This is a genomic window from Micromonospora sp. FIMYZ51 (assembly GCF_038246755.1).
Classification (GTDB): Bacteria; Actinomycetota; Actinomycetes; order Mycobacteriales; family Micromonosporaceae; genus Micromonospora.
This window is the reverse complement of the sequence record NZ_CP134706.1, coordinates 1703322-1722208: the sequence shown is the minus strand read 5'-3', so window position 1 is coordinate 1722208 and position 18887 is coordinate 1703322. Positions and strand designations below refer to the sequence as shown.

The window sequence follows — 18887 nt, the reverse complement described above, 5'->3', positions numbered from 1 at the left end:
AACAAAGGTGGCAGCATGTACGCGCAGACCGCCCGCACCACCGCCAGCCGTTCCCGGGACCGGATGAGCTACGACCGGGACACCGCACATGCCGTGCTCGACGAGGCGTACCACTGCGTGCTCGGGTTCACCGTGGACGGCGAACCACGCCTGCTGCCCACCCTGCACGTACGTGTCGGCGACACGCTCTACCTGCACGGCTCCACCGGCAGCCGGCCGCTGCTGGCCGCCCGGGCTGGCGGGTTGCCGGTCTGCGTGGCGGTCACCCTGCTCGACGGCCTGGTCTACGGCCGCTCGCAGTTCCACCACAGCGCCAACTACCGCTCGGTGATCGCGCACGGCACCGCCCACCTGGTCACCGACCCGGTCGAGCAGGCCGAGGTGCTCACCGCCCTGGTGGAGAAGGTCGGCACCGGCCGCGCGGCGGAGAGCCGCCCGCCGAGCCGGCGGGAACTGGCCGAGACCGCCGTGCTGGCACTACCACTGCGCGAGGTGTCGGTCCGCGCCCGCACCGGTGGGGTCGCCGACGAACCGGCCGACTACGCGCTGCCGCACTGGGCCGGGGTGGTGCCGCTGCGGCTGACCGCCGGCCCGGCCGAGCCGGACGCCGGGGTCACCACGCCGGTGCCGGCGTACCTGCGGCCGGCCCGCACGCCGTGGCACGAGCCGGTGCCGCTGCGCGGCACGCGGGTACTGCTGGAGCCGCTGGATCCGGCGCACGCCGAGGACCTCTTCGCCGCCACCGCCGACCCGGAGGTCTGGCGGCACCTGTCCGCGCCGCCGCCGGCCGACGCCGCCGAGTTGCGGAACATCCTCACCGCCGCGCTGGCCGAGCAGCACCGGGGCGAGCGGGTGGCCTGGGTACAGCGCTGCGCGGTCACCGGCGCGGTGGTCGGCTCCACCTCGTACTACGAGTTGGACCCCGAGCGGCGGTCGGTGGCGATCGGGCACACCTTCCTCGGCCGGCCGTGGTGGCGTACCGGGATCAACACCGAGGCCAAGCTGCTGCTGCTCGGCCGCGCCTTCGACGAACTCGGGGCGGTACGGGTGGTCTGGCACACCGACATCCGCAACGAACGCTCGCAGCGGGCCATCGAGCGGCTCGGCGCCACCCGGGAAGGGGTGCTGCGGATGCACCGGCTGCGTCCGGACGGCTCGTGGCGGGACACCGTGCAGTATTCGATGACCGTCGACGAGTGGCCAAACGCACAGGTCAGGCTGCGGAAAAAGCTTCGCGTACCGACCCCGGCGACCCCATGATGTCCAGCGTGCTGGGAGTCACCGACATCTGGACGTACCTGCTGGGCACCGTGGCCATCGTGCTGCTGCCCGGCCCCAACTCGCTCTTCGTCCTCTCCACCGCCGCCCGCCGGGGCATCCGCACCGGTTACCGGGCCGCAGCAGGCGTCTTCGTCGGCGACGGGGTGCTCATGTTCCTCTCCGCCGCCGGGGTTGCCTCGCTGCTCCGGGCGTACCCACCGGTCTTCCTCGTGATCAAGTACGCGGGTGCCGCGTACCTGGGCTATGTGGGGTTGACCATGTTGCGCGGGGCCTGGCGCCGCTGGCGCGACCGCAACGACCCGACCACGCCGCGACTGATCGACGCCGCGGAGCCGGCGGCGATGCGCAGCCCGTTCCGCAAGGCCCTCGTGATCAGCCTGCTCAACCCGAAGGCGATCCTCTTCTTCGTCTCGTTCTTCATCCAGTTCGTCGACCCGACCTACCCCTGGCCGGCGCTCTCGTTCCTGCTGCTCGGTCTGATCGCCCAGGTCACCAGCGTGCTCTACCTGACCGCGCTGATCTTCGCGGGCACCTACCTGGCCACGCAGTTCGGCCGGCGCCGCCGGCTCGCCGCCGGTGCCACCACCGCCATCGGCGCGCTCTTCCTCGGCTTCGGTCTCAAGCTCGCCCAGGGGTAGCGGGAAGGGCCCTTACCGACGCCTGGGTAGGTGAAGGGCCCCTGCCTGACCCGCTCAACTGCCGTCGCCGCCACCGCCGATGCCGGCGCCGCCCCCCGTGCCGCCCAGGCCGAAGCCCGGCTGGACCGGCTCGTCGGGCGGGCGGCTGACATGGGCCGACTCGGTGATGGCGGCCGACCAGTCGCCATGGGCCGCCGCCGCGGCATGCCGGTTGATCGTCTCGCGCAGCCAACCGTCCACGGTCGACACCCAGTCCCGCTGCTCGGCGCCGGCGTGCCAGACCCGGAACCGGCTGATGCTGGTGTGGGTGATCCCGGCCAGCGCCAACCGGCGATCGCACCAGAGGATCACCTCGAGGCCCGCGGCGTTGGTCACGAAGATCACCTCCAGTTCGGTGATCGGCCCGGCGTAGAGTGGCCCGACCCAGAAGCCCCAGCGTTGGTGCAGGGGCAGGGCCTGCTCCACCCCGGGCAGCCGACCGTCGACCAGCCCGGCCTGGCGCACGCTGAAGCCGAGGGTGTCGAGGGCGGCCAGCACGTGCTGCTGGGTGGGCAGCGGGTGCACGAAGATCGGCACCATCGCGCCCTGGTCCACGGCGGGTTCGATGGCCACCTCCGTCCGCAGCCCCATCCGCAGGCTGAGCAGCGGTACGCCGCCGAATGTGGTCAGCGGCGTCTCCCAGGGCAGCGGGAACTCGAACGGGATCGACCGGGCCCGGCCCGCCCGCAGCACCAGGGCATCGGCCACCTGCGCCTGGTGGAACTGCACCAGCCGGCGGGGTGCCTCCGGATCGTCCGGCTCGACCTGGCTGACCAGGCCGAGCCGGACGTGGTAGACCGGCACGTCGACGGAGCCGGCGACGAGGTTCACCCGCCCCGGCAGCAGCAGGCCGGGGCGGGTGCTGGGATTGGCCAGGACGGTCTGCACCGTCAGGCCCGTACCGCCCGACTCCGGTGACACCCCCGTCAGCCGCACCCGCGTCGCTCCTACCTCAGGCGGCGCACCGCGCGCGGAATGGGATCGGTCTCGTCGTCGAACTCCCCGATGACCTCTTCCAGCAGGTCCTCCAGCGCGACGAAGCCGACCGGGCGGGTCGGGCCGCCGCCGTTGCGTACCAGCGCGAGCTGGGACTGGCGGGCCCGCATCGCGGCCACCGCCTCGGTCACCGTGGCGGTGTCGGGCAGGGTGATGGCGTCGTTCATCAGGTCCGCCGCCGTGGCGTCGGGACGGATGGCGGTGGCCCGCACCGCCTCCCGTACGTGCACCAGGCCGCAGACGTCACCGGTGGCGTCCAGCACCGCCAGCCGCGACCGGCCACTGTCCCGGCTGACCTGCTCGATCCGCTCGACCGGCTCGTCCCGGCGTACCGTCACCATCCGGTCGAACGGCTCCATCACCTGGGCGACCGTGGTCCCCTGCAACGCGAGCATGCTGGTAAGCATCTCGTGCTGGGCGGCACCGAGCAGCCCGTGCTCGCGGGACTGCTCCAGCAGCATCCGCAGCTCGTCCGGGCCGTGCACCTGGGCCAGTTGGTCCTGCGGATTCACCTTCGCCAGCCGCAGCATCGCGTTGGCCACCGCGTTGAGCACCGACAGCACCGGCCGGGCCACCCAGGCGAACGCCCGGAACGGCAGGGCCAGCAGCAGCGCGGAGCGCTCCGGGTGGGTGATCGCCCAGGACTTCGGCGCCATCTCGCCGACCACCAGGTGCAGGAAGGTGACCAGGCTCAGCGCGAAGATCAGCGCGATCACGTGGCTGGCGCCGTACGGCAGCCCGACGGCGTGCAGCAACGGGCTGAGCAGGCGCTCGATCGCCGGCTCGGCCAGCGCACCGAGGCCCAGCGTGCAGAGCGTGATGCCGAGCTGCGCCCCGGCCAGCATCAGCGACAGCTCGCGTACGCCGTCGAGCGCGGCCTTGGCCGCCCGCCCGCCGCCGGCCGCGGCCTGCTCCAGGCGGTACCGCTTGCTCGCCACCAGCGCGAACTCGGCGGCGACGAAGAACCCGTTGAGCGCCAGCAGGACCACGGAGGTGATCAGCGCGAAACCGGTACTCATGCGGTCACCCCCTCGCGTCCGCCGACGAGCTGAAGGCGCACCGAGTCGGCGACGTGCCGGTCGACCGCCAGCACCTCGACAAGTGCCCGCGGCGTGGTCTCGCCGTTGTCCGCGTCGGCCGGTAGGCCGATCTCCAGCCGGTCGCCGACCTCAGGAACCCGGCCCAGCTCACGCATGACCAGGCCGGAGAGGGTGTCGTACTCGGGATGTTCGGGCAGCGCGATGCCGGTGCTGTCGGCGACCTCGTCGATCCGCCAGCGGGCCGGCACCACCCAGGAGCCGTCCTCCTGCCGCGCGGGGGCCCGCTCCGGTGGGTCGTCCTCGTCGAGGATCGGGCCGACCAGCTCCTCGGCGATGTCCTCCAGCGTGATCACGCCGGCGAAGCCGCCGTACTCGTCGACCACGCAGGCGAGCTGCCGATGCCCGGAACGGAGCCGGTCCAGCACCGTGGGCAGCGGCAACGTCTCGGGCACCAGCAGCGGCGGTACGGCCACCGCGCCGACCGGGGTGGTCGCCCGCTCGGCCGGGGCAACGCGGAGTACGTCGGCGATGCCGATCACGCCGACCAGGTCGTCGACGCCCTCGGCGCCCCGGACCGGAAAGCGGGAGCGGCCGGTGTCGAGCAACTCGACCACCCGGCTGATCGGCTCGTCCGCCCGTACGGTGTGCACGTCGACCCGCGGCACCATGGCCTCGCCGGCGGTCAGCTGACGGAAGTCCAGCCCGCGGTCCAGCAGCTCCGACATCTCGGCGTCGAGGTGCCCTTCCAGCCGGGACTCGGCGATGATCTGCTCCAGGTCCTCCGGGGTGGCTCCGCTGGGTAGCTCCTCGATCGGCTCGATGCCGACGCGACGGAGCAGCCGCACCGCGGCCCGGTCGAACAGCTTGATCAGCGGGCCGGCCACCGCCATGTAGAAGAGGGTGGAGCGGGCCAGTGCCCGGGCGACCGGCTCGGGCCGGGCGATGGCCAGGTTCTTGGGCGCCAGTTCACCCACCACCATCTGCACCACGGTGGCGATGACCAGGGCCAGCACCACCGACAGCGGCAGACTCACGGTGGTCGAAACGCCAGCCACGCCGAGCAACTCGGCCAGGCCGGCACCGAGATACGGCTCGGCGACGTAACCGACCAGCAGGGCGGTGACGGTGATGCCGAGTTGGGCGCCGGAGAGCATGAACGACAGTCGCGCGCTGACCTCCAGCGCGCGGGCGGACGCCTGGTCGCCCTCGGCGGCGCGCTGGCGCAGCTTGCCCCGGTCCACGGCGACGTAGCCGAACTCTTGCGCGACGAAGTACCCCGTCGCGACGGTCAGAACGATGATCAGAAGAAGACCGACGAGGATCAACACGGGAGGCTCAGGGCTCCCGGGGCCGTCGGGTCAGATGAATGCCGGGGCCTACCCGGCTGGCTACTGCTGCCCTCCTGGGCAGAAGAGTCGATCATCCCGTCATTCTACCGGCGGGGCCAGCTGGAAGTGGGATGGTGTGCGGCGAGAACGCCGGCGGCACCGCCGGACGCGAGGCGAGGCGTGCCGCCGGCGGCGTGCGCGTTGCGGTGCGCGGCCTCGCCAGCGCGGCGTCAGGAAGGGGCCCCTCCCGTGCCGGCGGCAAGAAGGGGCCCTTCCCTGCGGCTACGCCGCGGTGATCCGGATGTCGTCGAGGGCGGCCTCGACCAGGCTGGCCGTGCTCGCGTCGGCGGCGTCGATCACGATCCGTACGGTTTGACCGCGCAGGGCCGAGATGTCCGTACTGGCGCTCTGCCAGACCGCCGCCCGGTTGGTGGCCGCGCCGGTGACGTTGAGCGCGGTCACCGTACCGCTGCCGATCACGCGGACCCGCAGGTAGTCGGCGCTGCTGGAGTTGTTCAGGTGGGCCAGGTACCAGGAGAAGGAGAGGGTGAGCGTGCCGGTCGACGGCAGGGTGATGGTCGGGGACTGGATGGTGCTCACCCCGCCGTCCAGGTCGTGGTCTCCGGCGCTGCTGCCGGCGAGCGGCCCGGTGACCAGGTCGAAGCTCCCGCTGACCGTGGTGCCGAGCTGGGTGGTGACGCCGGAGCTGCTGGTGGCGGCGGGGTCTCCGCGCTCCCACCGGCCGGCGGTGGCGGTGTCCGTACCGGCCGGGTTGGTGGTCCAGCCGGTGGCGGTCTCGAAGGTGTCGCTGTAGACCGTCGTGCCGGGCTGTGGGGTCGCCACCTGCGCCAGCGTCCAGACCGTGTACGCGATCGCGTCGGCGTTACGGTCCAGGGCGGTGTCGTTGATGTTGGTGGTGGTGTCGCAGGACCGGTGGTAGCAGGGGTCGAAGGCCTGCCCGGCGGTGCCGCCCCAGAGCGTGGCCTGGGCGCTGGTCTTGACGCCCTCGGCACCGGTGAAGGTGCCGCCCGCCGGAATGCCCACGCTGATGAACGGGCCGTAGTCGCTGCGCCCGTCGAAGTCGGTGCCGCGGGTCGGCACGCCGATCGAGGTGAAGTAGGCCTGGATCGTCTGCTCGATCTGCGCCGACCCGGCCGGGCCCGGACCGGCACCCACGCCGTCGGAGTTGTCCCCGTCGTAGACGAAGTAGCCGGCGTTGGGCGAGCCGACCATGTCGAAGTTGAGGTACTGCTTGATCCGGCTCCGCTCGGTGGTGGAGAGGTTGTCGACGTAGTAGCGCGAACCACGCAGTCCCAGTTCCTCCGCGCCCCACCAGCCGAACCGCAGGTGGCGGTCGGGCGCGAAGCCGGTACGGGCGACCGCGAGCGCCACCTCCAGGATGGCCGCCGAGCCCGAACCGTTGTCGTTGATGCCGGGCCCCGCGGTGACGCTGTCCAGGTGCGCTCCGGTCATCACCACCGCGTTCGGGTCGCCGCCCGGCCAGTCGGCGATCAGGTTGTACCCGGTGGCCCCGTTGTAGGTGAAGGACTGCACGGTGGTGGTGTAGCCGACCGCGTCGAGCTGCGCCTTCAGGTGGTTGACCGAGGCGAGATAGCCGGGCCGGCCATGAGCCCGGTTGCCCCCGTTCGCGCTCGCGATCGACTGCAACTGGCTCAGCTGCGTCTTGACGTTCGCCAGGGCGATGTTGGGCGCGGCGACGGCGGCGGACGACGCGGCGACGGCGACCGTGGCGGCGGGTGCGGTGGCGGTGTCGACCGCGGCGCCGGTTGCCGGTGTGGCGAGCAGGGCCGATGCCGCGACCATCGCGATGGTCACCGGCCCGGCGAGCAGGGTGCGGGGTGTCATGGGTCCTCCCGGTTCGGGGGCGAACACCGGCCCACGCGGGGTACGCGCGGGCCGGAGGACGGGATCTTGATCGATGACCGTCACTGCGAGAGGGTTCCGGCGGACGTTGCGTCGGGCAAGACGCAAGACGCCGGAATAGTCGGCCTGCCCGAAATCCGGCGGCCCCGGCCGGCTCCGCGACGAGCGGGACGCCGGCCGCCGACCCCGGCGCGACGAGCGGGACACCGGCCGCCGGCACGTGCGCAGCGCGGGTTCAGCGCTCGGCCAACTCGTCGACGTCGAGTAGTCGCCGGTCCACCCGGTCGCCGCGGTACGCGGCCCGGCCGATCATCTGCGCGGCGACCGGGGCGGTGACCAGTTGGAACGCCCCGACCAGGACCACCATGCCGAGGTCGGCGACCGTACGCAGCCGCAGGGACACCCCCAGCAGCAGGAGCAGTACGCCCAGCACCTGCGGTTTGGTGGCCGCGTGCATCCGGCTCAGCGTGTCCGGGAAGCGCAGTACGCCGACCGCGGCTGCCAGGCTCAGCGACGCACCGGCCACCAGGCTGACGGCACCCAGCCAGTCGGCGACCACGGTCAGGGACAGCATCCCCTCGGCAGCGGCCGAGGAGAGCGTCGGCGTCACTTCTTCTCCGCCGCGGCGAAGCGGACCAACGACACCGAGCCGACGAAGCCGAGCAGGGCGAGCACCAGCAGCACCGGCAGGGTGGTGGCGTGCCGGTTGATCGCCGCCTCGGCACCGACCGCGCCCACCATCGTGGCCAGCAGCATGTCCGCGGCGACCACCCGGTCCATCAGTGACGGTCCCCGGTAGAGCCGGACGAGGGCGAGCAGGGCCGTCACCGACAGCAGACCGGCGATGATCACGGTGAGCAGTGTGTTCACGGCAACTCCTTGTCGACGGGTACGGAGCGGACCTGGCGTAGCTCGGCCGCCGAGCCGACCGCCGCGACGATCCGTCGCTCCACGGTGCGGATCTGCTCCCGCGCGGCGGCCAGGTCCGCCGGGGTGCGGATGTCGAGCACGTGCACGTAGAGCACGGCCGCGTCCCGGTCCACCTCCACGATCAAGGTGCCCGGCACCAGTGAGATCGCTTCGGCGGTGAGGGCCAGGTTGAAGTCGGTGGGCACCAGCAGCCGCACCGCGAGGATGGCCGAGCGTGGCGTGTAGCCGGGTTGCACCGCGATCCGGGCCACGTGCAGGCTCGCCACGACCAGTTCGACCACGAAACGCCCGGCGAACACCAGCAGCCCGCGCAGCCGCAACCGGCCGCCGAAGCTCACCGCGGGAAGCGGGAAGAACACCAGCACCGCCACGCCCACCAGCAGTCCGCCCAGCAGATTTCCCCAGCTGAGGTCGCCCCAGAGCAGGATCCAGACCAGCACCAGCCCGCCGACCGCGAGTCCCTGGTCGCGCCAGCGACGGGCCCGGGTCGGCCGGCCCCGCCCCGCCCCGGCCCGCTCGGGCCCAGCCGCCCCCGCCGGCTCCGGTCCGGTCATGGCGGCCCGCCGGGCAGTACGGCGTGGATGTACGGGGTGCGCTCGCGCAGATCGACCGCCGCGCCGGTGGTCACCTCGAACAGCGGGCCGGCCACCACGGTCAGCCCCACCCCGAGCGCCACCAGGACCACGGTGGCGCCGACCATCAACGTGGGCAGCGGAGCGGTCGATGTGACGGTCTGGCAGGGCGTACGCCAGAACGCGATGTTCCATACCCGGCTGGCCACGTAGAGGGTGAGCAGGCTGGTCGCCGTGCCGACGGCGACCAGGGTCCAGGGCAGCGCACCGCCGGCCGCCACGCCGGCCTGAAGCAGGCCGAGCTTGCCGAGGAAGCCGGAGAACGGCGGGATGCCGGCGAGGTTCATGGCCGAGACGAAGAAGAGCACGCCGAGCAGCGGCGCGATCCGGGCCAGGCCGCTCAGCCGGCGCAGGTCGGTGCTGCCGGCCCGCTGTTCGACCAGGCCGGCGATGAGGAACAGGGTGGTCTGGATGGTGATGTGGTGGACCACGTAGAAGATCGCCCCGACCAGGCCGGCGACCGTGCTCAGCCCGATCCCGAAGATCATGTAGCCGATGTGGCTGACCAGGGTGAACGAGAGCAGCCGCTTCATGTCCGACTGGGCCACCGCGCCGAGGATGCCGACCACCATGGTCAGCCCGGCCACCACCATCAGCAGTTGGGCGGCGCGTGGCCCGGGAAAGAGCAGGGTCTGGGTACGGATGATCGCGTACACCCCGACCTTGGTCAGCAGGCCGGCGAAGACGGCGGTGACCGGGGCGGGCGCGGTGGGGTAGCTGTCGGGCAGCCAGGCCGACAGCGGGAAGACCGCCGCCTTGATGCCGAAGGCCAGCAGCAGCATCAGTTGCAGGCTCAGCCGCACCCCGTCGGGTAGCGCGTCGAGCCGGCCGGCGAGGTGGGCCAGGTTGAGCGTGCCGGTGGCCGCGTAGACCAGACCCACCGCGATCAGGAAGATCATCGAGGCCAGGATGTTGACCACCACGTACGTCGAGCCGGTGCGGATGCGCAGCGCGGTGCCGTTCAGCGTGATCAGGACGAAGCTCGCGGCGAGCAGCATCTCGAACCCGACGAAGAGGTTGAACAGGTCACCGGCGAGGAAGGCGTTCGTCACGCCGGCGGTCAGCACCAGGTAGGTCGGGTGGAAGATGGCCACCGAGGAGGTCTCGCCGATCTCCGCCTGCCCCTGGCCGATGGAGTAGAGCAGCACGCACAGGGTGACCGCCGAGGAGACCACGAGCATCAGCGCCGCCAGTTGGTCGGCGACCAGGACGATGCCGACCGGCGCGGGCCAGCCGCCGATCTCGACCACCAGCGGCCCGTCCCGGTAGGTCCGCACCAGCAGCACCGCCGACACCGCCAGGGTGGCGACCAGGCAGGTCACGCTTACCACCCGTTGCGACCGGGCCCGCGTCGCCAGCAGCAGGGTCAGCGCCGCACCAAGGATCGGCAGCAGCACCGGCAGCGACACGAGGGCGTTCATGCCGGCCCCTCCCCGTTGCCGGGCAGGTCCTCACCACGCGGCCGGCGGGGTGCCGGGGCGTCGATCTGTTCCGGGTCGGTCGCCGCGCTGTCGTCGCTCAGGTCGGCGGTGGAGACCTCCTTGTGCGCGGCGCGGCGCACGATCTGCCGGTCCTCGATGTCGTCCGGCACCTCGTCGTCGCCGGTCAGATACCAGCTGCGATAACTGATCGCCAGCAGGAAGGCGGTGAACCCGAACGTGATCACGATGGCGGTGAGCACCATGGCCTGCGGCAGGGCGTCGCTCATCTGCTCGGGCTCGGAGACCCCGACCACCGGTGCCCGACCGGCTCGACCGCCAAAGATGATCAGCAGGTTGACCCCGTTGCCGATCAGGATGATGCCGAGCAGGACGCGGGTCAGGCTGCGCTCCAACAGCAGGGCCACCCCGCAGCCGACGAGCACGCCGATCGCGAGGAAGGACACCAGGTTGGCACCGGAGACCATCACGAGCTCTCCCCCTGCGGGTCGGGGGTGAAGTCCCCGTTGGCCCGGCCCGCCTCGATGTGCCGGTCCACCTCGGCGCCGAGGCTGCGCAGCACGTCCAGCGCCAGCCCGATCACCACCAGGTAGACACCGATGTCGAAGAAGAGCGAGGTGACCAGGTAGAAGTTTCCGATCAGCGGCAGCCAGAGATCGACCTTCGTGCTACCCAGAACCGCACCACTGGTCAGCAGTGCGAGCGCGCCGCCACCGGCCGCGACCGCCAGCCCGATGCCGAGCACGGTGCCGGCGCCGATCGGGGCGGCCTCGGCCAGTTCCTGGCGACCGCCGGCGAGGTAGCGCATGGTCAGCGCCAGGCTGGCCACCAGGCCGCCGGCGAAGCCGCCGCCGGGCGCGTTGTGCCCGGAGAAGAGCAGGTAGAAGGAGAAGAGTACGGCGGTGTGGAAGATCAGCCGGGTGATCACCTCCAGCACGATCGAGCGGTGCCGCTCGTGCAGCGTGGCGCCGCCGCGTAGCCAGATCGGCCGGCCGGCCGGCCGCTCCTGTTCCGCCGCCAACCGACGGGGACGGGGCCCGGTCCGGGACCGCAGGAAGACCAGGCTGGCCACTCCGGTCGCCGCCGCCACCAGCACCGTCAGCTCGCCCAGGGTGTCCCAGGCCCGGATGTCGACAAGCGTCACGTTCACCACGTTGCGGCCGTGGCCCTGCTCGACGGCCAGGTCGGGAAACTGCTCGGAGATGGAGGGCGCCCGGCGGGCACTTGTGGCGGCCACCGCGAGCCCGGCGACCGTCGCACCGACCGTCAGGCCGATCACCTGGCGCACCCAGCGACTGCGGCGCAACGGCCGCACCGAGAACCGCGCCGGCAACCGCCGCAGCACCAGCACGAAGACCGCGATGGTCACGGTTTCCACCAGGAACTGGGTCAACGCCAGATCGGGGGCGCCGTACAGCACGAAGAGCATCGCGGTGCCGTAGCCGGTCATCCCGACCAGCAGCATCGCGGTCAGCCGACGGGTGGCGCCCACGGCGAGCAGGGCGGCGATGCTGATCACCAGCAGCACCACCGGCTGCACTGGGCTGGACCACGTCGCGATTGGCTGCTCCCAGGGCTTCAGCAGCAGCAACGTGCCGCCTGGCACGGCGGCCAGCACGATCAGGATCAGGCCGAGGTACTGCGGCAGGGAGCCACGCTGGGTGACGCTTGTGATGTCCACCGCCGCCCGGTCGAAGCGATGGATGATCCACTCGTAGCCTTGTTGACCGGTGACCGGCGAGCGCAGCCGGGACAGCACCGGAGCCAGCGGGCCGCGCAGCGCGAACAGCACCACGCCGGTCACCAGGGTCAGCGCGGACAGGCCCAGAGCCAGGTTCAGGCCGGGCCAGAGCGCCAGGTGCGCGTGGGGCGGGCCGAGGAGTTCGGCGTACGGGCGCAGCAGCTGGTCCAGCCCACCGGCCGCCAGCCCCGCGACCAGCCCGGCCACCGCCAGCAGCGCCGGCGGCACCAGCATCGGCACGGCCACCCGGCCCAGCTCGGTGGGGGCGGCCGTGCGGCGGGTGGCGAACGCGCCCCAGAGGAACCTGATGCTGTACGCGACGGTGAGTGCGGTGCCGGCGACAAGCACCGCCAGCACCAGCGGGCGGTCGGTGAACGCGGCGAAGATGGCTTCCTTGGCGACGAAGCCGACCAGCGGTGGCATGCCCGCCATCGACGCGGCGGCGAGCAGCGCCACCCCGGCCAGGACCGGCGCGCTTCGCCACAGCCCGGACAGCTCGCGCAGGTCCCGGGTGCCGGCACCGTGATCGATCGCGCCGACGACGAGGAACAGCGCCGCCTTGAACAGGGCGTGGGCGAGCAGCATCGCGACCCCGGCCAGGGCGGCGTCGGCGGTGCCCAGCCCGACGACCGCTGTCAACAGGCCCAACTGGCTCACCGTGCCGTACGCCAGCAGCAGCTTCAGATCGGTCTGCCGGAGCGCGGCCCAGCCGCCCAACACCATTGTGGCGAGCCCGGCGACCAGGACGACCGGCCGCCACGGGCCGGCCAGGGCGAGCACCGGGGCGAGCAGGCCGAGCAGGTAGACGCCGGCCTTCACCATCGCCGCCGCGTGCAGGTACGCGCTCACCGGTGTCGGTGCCGCCATCGCCACCGGCAGCCACGAGGTGAACGGCAGTACCGCCGACTTGGACAACGCCCCGAGCAGGATCAGCAGCACGGCGGTGACCAGGTACGCGCCGCCGGGCAGCGGGCGACCGGCCAGCTCCGACAAGCGGTAGGTGCCGGCGTGGTGGCCGAGCATGATGAACCCGACAAGCATGGCCAGCCCGCCGAGCGTGGTCACGGTCAGCGCCTGGACCGCCGCCCAGCGGCTGGAACGCCGCTCGGTGCTGTGCCCGATCAGCAGGTACGAGAAGACCGTGGTGAGTTCCCAGCAGACGTAGAGCAGCAGCAGGTCGTCGGCGAGGACGAGGCCGAGCATGGCGCCGGCGAAGGCCACCATCACCCCGGCGTACCGGGCGGTGCCGACCGCGCCGGGCGGGAAGTACCGACCGCTGTAGAGCAGCACCAGCGCGCCGACTCCGCCGACCAGCAGCACCATCAGCCAGGACAGGGTGGTCATCCGCAGGTCCAGGTTCAGGCCCAGCCGGGGAATCCACCCGTACGTCTCGGTCACCGCGCCGCCGTCGGCGACGGTGGGGGTGCGCACCAGCGCCCAGCCGAACGCCACGGCCGGCACCAGTGCCAGGAGGTAGCAGGCGCGCGGGCCCCACCAACGCACCAGTAGCGGTGCCACGAGGGCCGCCACGAGATGCAGGATCAGCAGTACGAGCACGCGCGCTCCCGGTCGAGGTGGGCAGGGGCGCCCCTCCCGGGTGCACGGCGCCTAGGAGCGATCAGACGATAATTCGCGTACGTTATGGGCCGTTTTCCCGAAATCGCCACAGTTCCGCAGCGATCGGGCGGACGGCGCGGGAGCCGGCCGGCCGGTCACTGTCGACCGGCGTGCCGGGCCCGGCCCTCAATCGTCGTGCCCTCGACGGCGCGCCCGTTTCGCCCCTCGACGGTCAGGTCGGGCCGGCCGAGCCGGAGCGCCGCCCGGTCGACAAGCCGCTGGGTGGCGGTAAGCGAGCGCACCGAGAGCAACCGACCACGGCTCTCCCGGCGCAGCACGAAGTAGTGCACGGCGACGCGCACCTGCGCCCGGTCGACCGCGCTGGCCTGGGCGGTGGAATGGACCAGCTCGCGCAGGCAACCGGCGAGCCGTTCGGCCAGTTCGAGATCGGGGCCGTGCAGCCCGGCCCGGAGGGCGACGAGGCGACTGTCGACCTTGCGAATCAGGACGTCGGTGCCGGACCCGGGGCTCCGCTCCTCGACGGCCATACGCTTCCCTCCACCACTTACCGCATCGCGAGTGAAGTTACTTTATGTTGTTGGCCACTAGCAAGCAGTTAAGTAAGACTTAACGGAATCTACGGTCAACTCACCTGTAATGGCTTAACCAGGCATACCCCTCCCGCCGTCCCGGGCTGGTTGTCGGTGGGCGGGGGCAGGATGGGGTGGTGGCGGATTCCCTGGCAGCCTCGCCGGCCGAGGCGGCGCTCTCCCGGTTCGGCCCGGCGACCCGGGAGTGGTTCGACGCGGCCTTCGCCGCGCCGACGGCGGCACAGGTCGGCGCCTGGACGGCGGTCGCCGCCGGGCGCCATGCCCTCGTCGTGGCACCGACCGGCTCCGGCAAGACCCTCGCGGCCTTCCTCTGGTCGCTCGACCGGCTGGCCCGCGAGCCGGCACCGACCGACGCCCGGCACCGCTGCCGGGTGCTCTACGTCAGTCCGCTCAAGGCCCTCGCGGTCGACGTCGAACGCAACCTGCGCGCCCCGCTCGCGGGCATCCGGCAGGCCGCCACCCGACTCGCGCTGCCGCCACCCGAGATCACCGTCGGCATGCGCACCGGCGACACCCCCGCCGACGAGCGCCGAGCGTTCGCCCGCACCCCACCGGACATCCTGATCACCACGCCGGAGTCGCTGTTCCTGCTGCTCACCTCGGCCGCGCGGGACTCGCTGCGCGGCGTCGAGACGGTGATCATCGATGAGGTGCACGCGGTGGCCGGCACCAAACGCGGTGCCCACCTGGCGCTCTCCCTGGAACGGCTGGACGAGTTGCTGCCCGCCCCGGCCCAGCGGATCGGGCTCTCCGCGACGGTCCGACCACTCGACGAGTGCGCCCGGTTCCTCGCCGGTGCCCGGCCGGTGGACGTGGTCGCGCCGGCGAGCGCCAAGACGATCGAGGTCAGCGTCCAGGTGCCGGTGGAGAACATGACCCGGCTCGACGAGCAGGACGCAGCGCAGGACGACCTCGGCGGCCCGCGCACCGCCTCGATCTGGCCGGCCGTGGAGGAACGGGTCTATGCCCTGATCCGGGCGCACCGGTCCACGATCGTCTTCACCAACTCCCGACGCAGCGCCGAGCGGCTCTGCGCCCGGCTCAACGAACTCGCCGCCGAGGAGAGCGCCGGAGCCACCCCGAACGCGGCCCACCAACCCGCCCGGCCGCCGGCGGAGATGATGGCCCAGGCCGGCTCGGTCTCCGGCGCGCCGCCGGTGCTCGCCCGGGCACATCACGGCAGCGTCTCCCGGGAGGAGCGGCGGCACATCGAGGAGTCGCTCAAGGCGGGGCAACTGCCCGCCGTGGTCGCCACCTCCAGCCTCGAACTCGGCATCGACATGGGCGCGGTAGACCTGGTGGTGCAGATCGAGGCGCCACCGAGCGTGGCCGCCGGCCTGCAACGCGTGGGCCGGGCCGGGCACCAGGTCGGCGCCGTCTCCCGGGGGGTGGTGTTGCCCAAGCACCGCGGTGACCTGCTCTCCTGCACCGTGGTCGCCGAGCGGATGGGCGACGCCGCGATCGAGGAGTTGCACCATCCCCGCAACCCGCTGGACGTGCTCGCCCAGCAGATCGTCGCGATGGTCGCCCTGGACCAGTGGCGGGTCGGCGACCTGGCCGCGGTGGTCCGCCGCGCGGCACCCTTCGCCGAACTGCCCGACTCGGCCCTGCACGCCGTGCTGGACATGCTCTCCGGGCGCTACCCGTCGACCGCCTTCGCCGAACTGCGTCCCCGGCTGGTCTGGGATCGCACCGCCGACGTGCTGACCGGCCGGCCGGGGGCGCAGCGGCTCGCGGTCACCAGTGGCGGCACCATCCCGGACCGGGGCCTGTTCGGCGTCTTCCTGGCCGGCGCGGAGCGCGCCGCCCGGGTCGGCGAGCTGGACGAGGAGATGGTCTACGAGTCCCGGGTCGGCGACGTCTTCCTGCTCGGCTCCTCCTCCTGGCGGATCGAGGAGATCACTCCGGACCGGGTGCTGGTTTCCCCCGCCCCCGGTCAGGCGGCCAAGATGCCGTTCTGGAAGGGCGACCAGCCCGGCCGTCCGGTGGAGTTGGGAAGGGCGATCGGGGCCCGGATCCGGGGCCTGCTACGGCAGACCGACGACGCGGCGCTGGCCGCGCTGCGTACCGCCGGGTTGGACGACTGGGCCGCCGGCAACCTGGTGGCGTACCTGCGCGAGCAGCAGGCCGCGACCCGCGCGTTGCCGGACGACCGGACGGTGGTGGTCGAGCGGTTCCGGGACGAGCTGGGCGACTGGCGGCTCGCCGTGCACAGCGTCCTCGGCGCCCGGGTGAACGCACCCTGGGCCCTGGCCATCGGCCGCCGACTCGCCGAACGCCACGGCGTGGACGCCCAGGTGATGCCCGCCGACGACGGGATCGTCGTACGCCTGCCGGACACCGCCGACAGCCCACCCGGCGCCGACGTGGTGGCCTTCGACGCGGAGGAGATCGCCCAGTTGGTGGAGGAGTCGGTCGGCACCTCGGCGCTCTTCGCCGCCCGGTTCCGGGAGTGCGCCGCGCGGTCGCTGCTGCTGCCCCGCCGCGACCCGCGCCGCCGCCAGCCGCTCTGGCAGCAGCGGCAGCGCGCCGCCCAACTGCTCGACGTCGCCCGCGAGTACGCCGATTTCCCGGTCACCCTGGAGGCCGCCCGGGAATGCCTCCAGGATGTCTTCGACCTGCCCGCCCTGACCCAGGTGATGCGTGACCTGGCGGGCCGTCGGGTGCGGCTGGTGGAGGTGGAGACGCCCCGGCCGTCGCCGTTCGCCCGGTCGCTGCTCTTCGGTTACGTCGGCGCTTTCCTCTACGAGGGCGACGCCCCGCTCGCCGAGCGCCGGGCCGCGGCGTTGGCGCTGGATTCGGCCCTGCTCGGTGAGCTGCTCGGCCGGGTCGACCTGCGTGAACTGCTCGACCCGGCGGTGCTCGCCGAGACCGAGCGGCAGCTGCGCTGGCTGACACCGCAACGCCGGCCCCGGGACGCGGAGGACGTGGTCGAGTTGCTGCGCCAGCTCGGCGACCTGAGCGACGACGAGTTGGCCGAGCGCGGGGTGCCGGTCGACTGGCTGACCGACCTGGTTGCGGCCCGCCGGCTGGTGCGGGTACGCATCGCCGGGCAGGAGCGCTGGGTGGTCGTGGAGGACGCCGGCCGGCTGCGCGACGCCCTCGGCGTGGCCCTGCCGGTGGGCATCGCCGAGGCGTACCTCGAACCGGTCACCGACCCGCTCGGCGATCTCGTCGCCCGGTACGCCCGCACCCACGCCCCGTTCAGCGCGGCCAGCTGCGCGGCCCGGTTCGGGCTGGGCGTCTTCGTGGTGGAGCAGGCGCTGCGCCGGCTGGCCGCCACCGGGCGGGTGGTCTCCGGCGAGTTCACCCCGCAGACGGCCGGCACCCAGTGGTGCGACGCGGAGGTGCTGCGGCTGCTGCGCCGCCGGTCGCTGGCGGCGTTACGCCGGGAGATCGAACCGGTGCCGCCCCGGGCGTTGGCCTCCTTCCTGCCCCGGTGGCAGCAGGTCGGTTCCGCGACCCGTGGAGTGGAGGCGGTGGCCGCGACGGTGGAGCAGTTGCAGGGCGCCGTCGTGCCCGCGTCGGCGCTGGAACGGCTGGTGCTGCCGGCCCGGGTCGCCGACTACTCCCCCGCGCTGCTCGACGAGTTGTGCGCCAGCGGGGAGGTGCTGTGGGCCGGTGCCGGGGCGATCTCCGGTGGGGACGGCTGGGTCACCCTGGCGTACGCCGACACCGCGCCGCTGCTGCTCCCACCGCCGGACGAGGCGCTCGCCCGTACGCCGCTGCACGACGCGGTGCTGGACGCCCTCGGGGAGGGGCAGGCGTTGTTCTTCCGGCCGCTTGCCGACCGGGTCGGCGCCACCGACGACGCCGAGCTGACCACCGTCGTCTGGGACCTGGTCTGGGCCGGCCACCTCACAAACGACACCCTCGCGCCACTTCGGGTACTGCTCGGTGGCGGCGGGGCGCACCGCTCCCGGCCGACCGCCGCGCGGAGCCGCTACCGGCGCCCCGGGCGGGTGGCCCTGCCCAGCCGGGGTGGCCCGCCGACGGTGGCGGGCCGCTGGTCCCGGCTGCCGGAACGCGACCTCGACCCGACCCGGCGAGCCGCGGCCCTGGCCGACGTGCTGCTGGAGCGGCACGGGGTGCTGACCCGGGGCGCGGTCATGGCCGAGCAGGTTTCCGGCGGCTTCGCGGCGGTCTACCCGGTGCTCTGCGCGCTGGAGGAGCGCGGCGCGGCCCGGCGGGGCTATTTTGTCGACGGGTTGGGCGCGGCGCAGTTCGCGGTGCCCGGCGCGGTGGACCGGATCCGGGCCCTGGCCGAGCCGCTGGAGGGCGGACGGCTCCGCACCGGCCCGGCGGGGGCCGGCGGTCCGGCGGTGGTGCTGGCGGCCACCGACCCGGCGAACCCGTACGGTGCCGCACTGCCCTGGCCGGAGCGGGTGGTCGACTCCGGCGATGCGACGGCACCACCGGCCACCGGCCACCGGGCCGGCCGCAAGGCGGGCGCACTTGTCGTGCTGGTCGCCGGTGAGCTGGTGCTCTATGTGGAACGTGGCGGGCGGACCATCCTCTCCTTCAGCGCCGACACCGACGCGCTGACCGCAGCCGGCAAGGCCCTGGCCGACACGGTCCACATCGGCGCGTTGGGTCCGATCTCGGTCGAACGCGCCGATGGCGAGCCGGTCCGCTCCTCACCGCTGCACGACGCCCTCACCGCCGCCGGTTTCCGCCCCACCCCTCGCGGCCTGCGCCTGCGCAGCTGACCGCGGCTCGCGCGGCTGACGACTCTGCCCGCAGCCTCGCCGCCGTCGCCGGACCGGTCGTA

General features: G+C 72.8%; 14 protein-coding genes. 3 read left to right on the top strand and 11 right to left on the bottom strand.

The annotated features are described in order from the left end of the window. Positions 1-15 precede the first annotated feature (15 nt). Together QQG74_RS08045 and leuE are read left to right on the top strand one after the other, a co-directional pair. Positions 16-1260 carry a bifunctional pyridoxamine 5'-phosphate oxidase family protein/GNAT family N-acetyltransferase gene (locus QQG74_RS08045; RefSeq protein ID WP_341719656.1) on the top strand — a complete coding sequence of 415 codons (1245 nt, stop codon included), beginning with the start codon at positions 16-18 and terminating at the stop codon, positions 1258-1260. After that, entirely contained in the window at positions 1257-1919 is a 663-nt protein-coding gene (gene leuE, locus QQG74_RS08040) for a leucine efflux protein LeuE (protein WP_341719655.1), read from the top strand. Before QQG74_RS08045 ends, leuE begins: the two co-directional genes overlap by 4 nt. 54 nt (positions 1920-1973) lie before the next feature. On the opposite strand, the gene QQG74_RS08035 is transcribed toward leuE, so the two are convergent. From QQG74_RS08035 to QQG74_RS07985, 11 genes are all read right to left on the bottom strand, one after another. Beyond that, a complete protein-coding gene (locus QQG74_RS08035; RefSeq protein WP_341719654.1) occupies positions 1974-2894 on the bottom strand; it encodes a sporulation protein in 921 nt (306 codons plus the stop codon). A gap of 11 nt (positions 2895-2905) precedes the next feature. Then, complete coding sequence (locus tag QQG74_RS08030; RefSeq protein ID WP_341719653.1) at positions 2906-3973, bottom strand: hemolysin family protein; 1068 nt, start codon at positions 3971-3973, stop codon at positions 2906-2908. Continuing rightward, entirely contained in the window at positions 3970-5322 is a 1353-nt protein-coding gene (locus tag QQG74_RS08025) for a hemolysin family protein (protein ID WP_341719652.1), read from the bottom strand. The genes QQG74_RS08030 and QQG74_RS08025 overlap by 4 nt, the downstream gene beginning before the upstream one ends. A gap of 282 nt (positions 5323-5604) precedes the next feature. Continuing rightward, complete coding sequence (locus QQG74_RS08020; RefSeq protein WP_341719651.1) at positions 5605-7188, bottom strand: M20/M25/M40 family metallo-hydrolase; 1584 nt, start codon at positions 7186-7188, stop codon at positions 5605-5607. Between the two features lie 253 nt (positions 7189-7441). Then, complete coding sequence (mnhG, locus tag QQG74_RS08015; RefSeq protein WP_341721171.1) at positions 7442-7780, bottom strand: monovalent cation/H(+) antiporter subunit G; 339 nt, start codon at positions 7778-7780, stop codon at positions 7442-7444. Positions 7781-7812: 32 nt separating this feature from the next. Continuing rightward, complete coding sequence (locus QQG74_RS08010; protein WP_341719650.1) at positions 7813-8076, bottom strand: monovalent cation/H+ antiporter complex subunit F; 264 nt, start codon at positions 8074-8076, stop codon at positions 7813-7815. Further along, positions 8073-8690, bottom strand: coding sequence for a Na+/H+ antiporter subunit E (locus tag QQG74_RS08005; RefSeq protein ID WP_341719649.1), 618 nt, complete (start codon positions 8688-8690; stop codon positions 8073-8075). Before QQG74_RS08005 ends, QQG74_RS08010 begins: the two co-directional genes overlap by 4 nt. Next, entirely contained in the window at positions 8687-10189 is a 1503-nt protein-coding gene (locus tag QQG74_RS08000) for a Na+/H+ antiporter subunit D (RefSeq protein ID WP_341719648.1), read from the bottom strand. The genes QQG74_RS08005 and QQG74_RS08000 overlap by 4 nt, the downstream gene beginning before the upstream one ends. Beyond that, on the bottom strand, positions 10186-10674 hold the full coding sequence (locus tag QQG74_RS07995) for a Na(+)/H(+) antiporter subunit C (RefSeq protein WP_341721170.1): 489 nt from the start codon (positions 10672-10674) through the stop codon (positions 10186-10188). Before QQG74_RS07995 ends, QQG74_RS08000 begins: the two co-directional genes overlap by 4 nt. Then, positions 10674-13505, bottom strand: coding sequence for a Na+/H+ antiporter subunit A (locus tag QQG74_RS07990; RefSeq protein ID WP_341719647.1), 2832 nt, complete (start codon positions 13503-13505; stop codon positions 10674-10676). The genes QQG74_RS07995 and QQG74_RS07990 overlap by 1 nt, the downstream gene beginning before the upstream one ends. Before the next feature lie 155 nt (positions 13506-13660). Next, a complete protein-coding gene (locus QQG74_RS07985) occupies positions 13661-14053 on the bottom strand; it encodes a hypothetical protein (RefSeq protein ID WP_341719646.1) in 393 nt (130 codons plus the stop codon). 176 nt (positions 14054-14229) lie between these two features. On the opposite strand from QQG74_RS07985, the gene QQG74_RS07980 reads away from it, so the two are divergent. Then, positions 14230-18825 carry an ATP-dependent helicase gene (locus QQG74_RS07980; protein WP_341719645.1) on the top strand — a complete coding sequence of 1532 codons (4596 nt, stop codon included), beginning with the start codon at positions 14230-14232 and terminating at the stop codon, positions 18823-18825. Positions 18826-18887 lie beyond the last annotated feature (62 nt).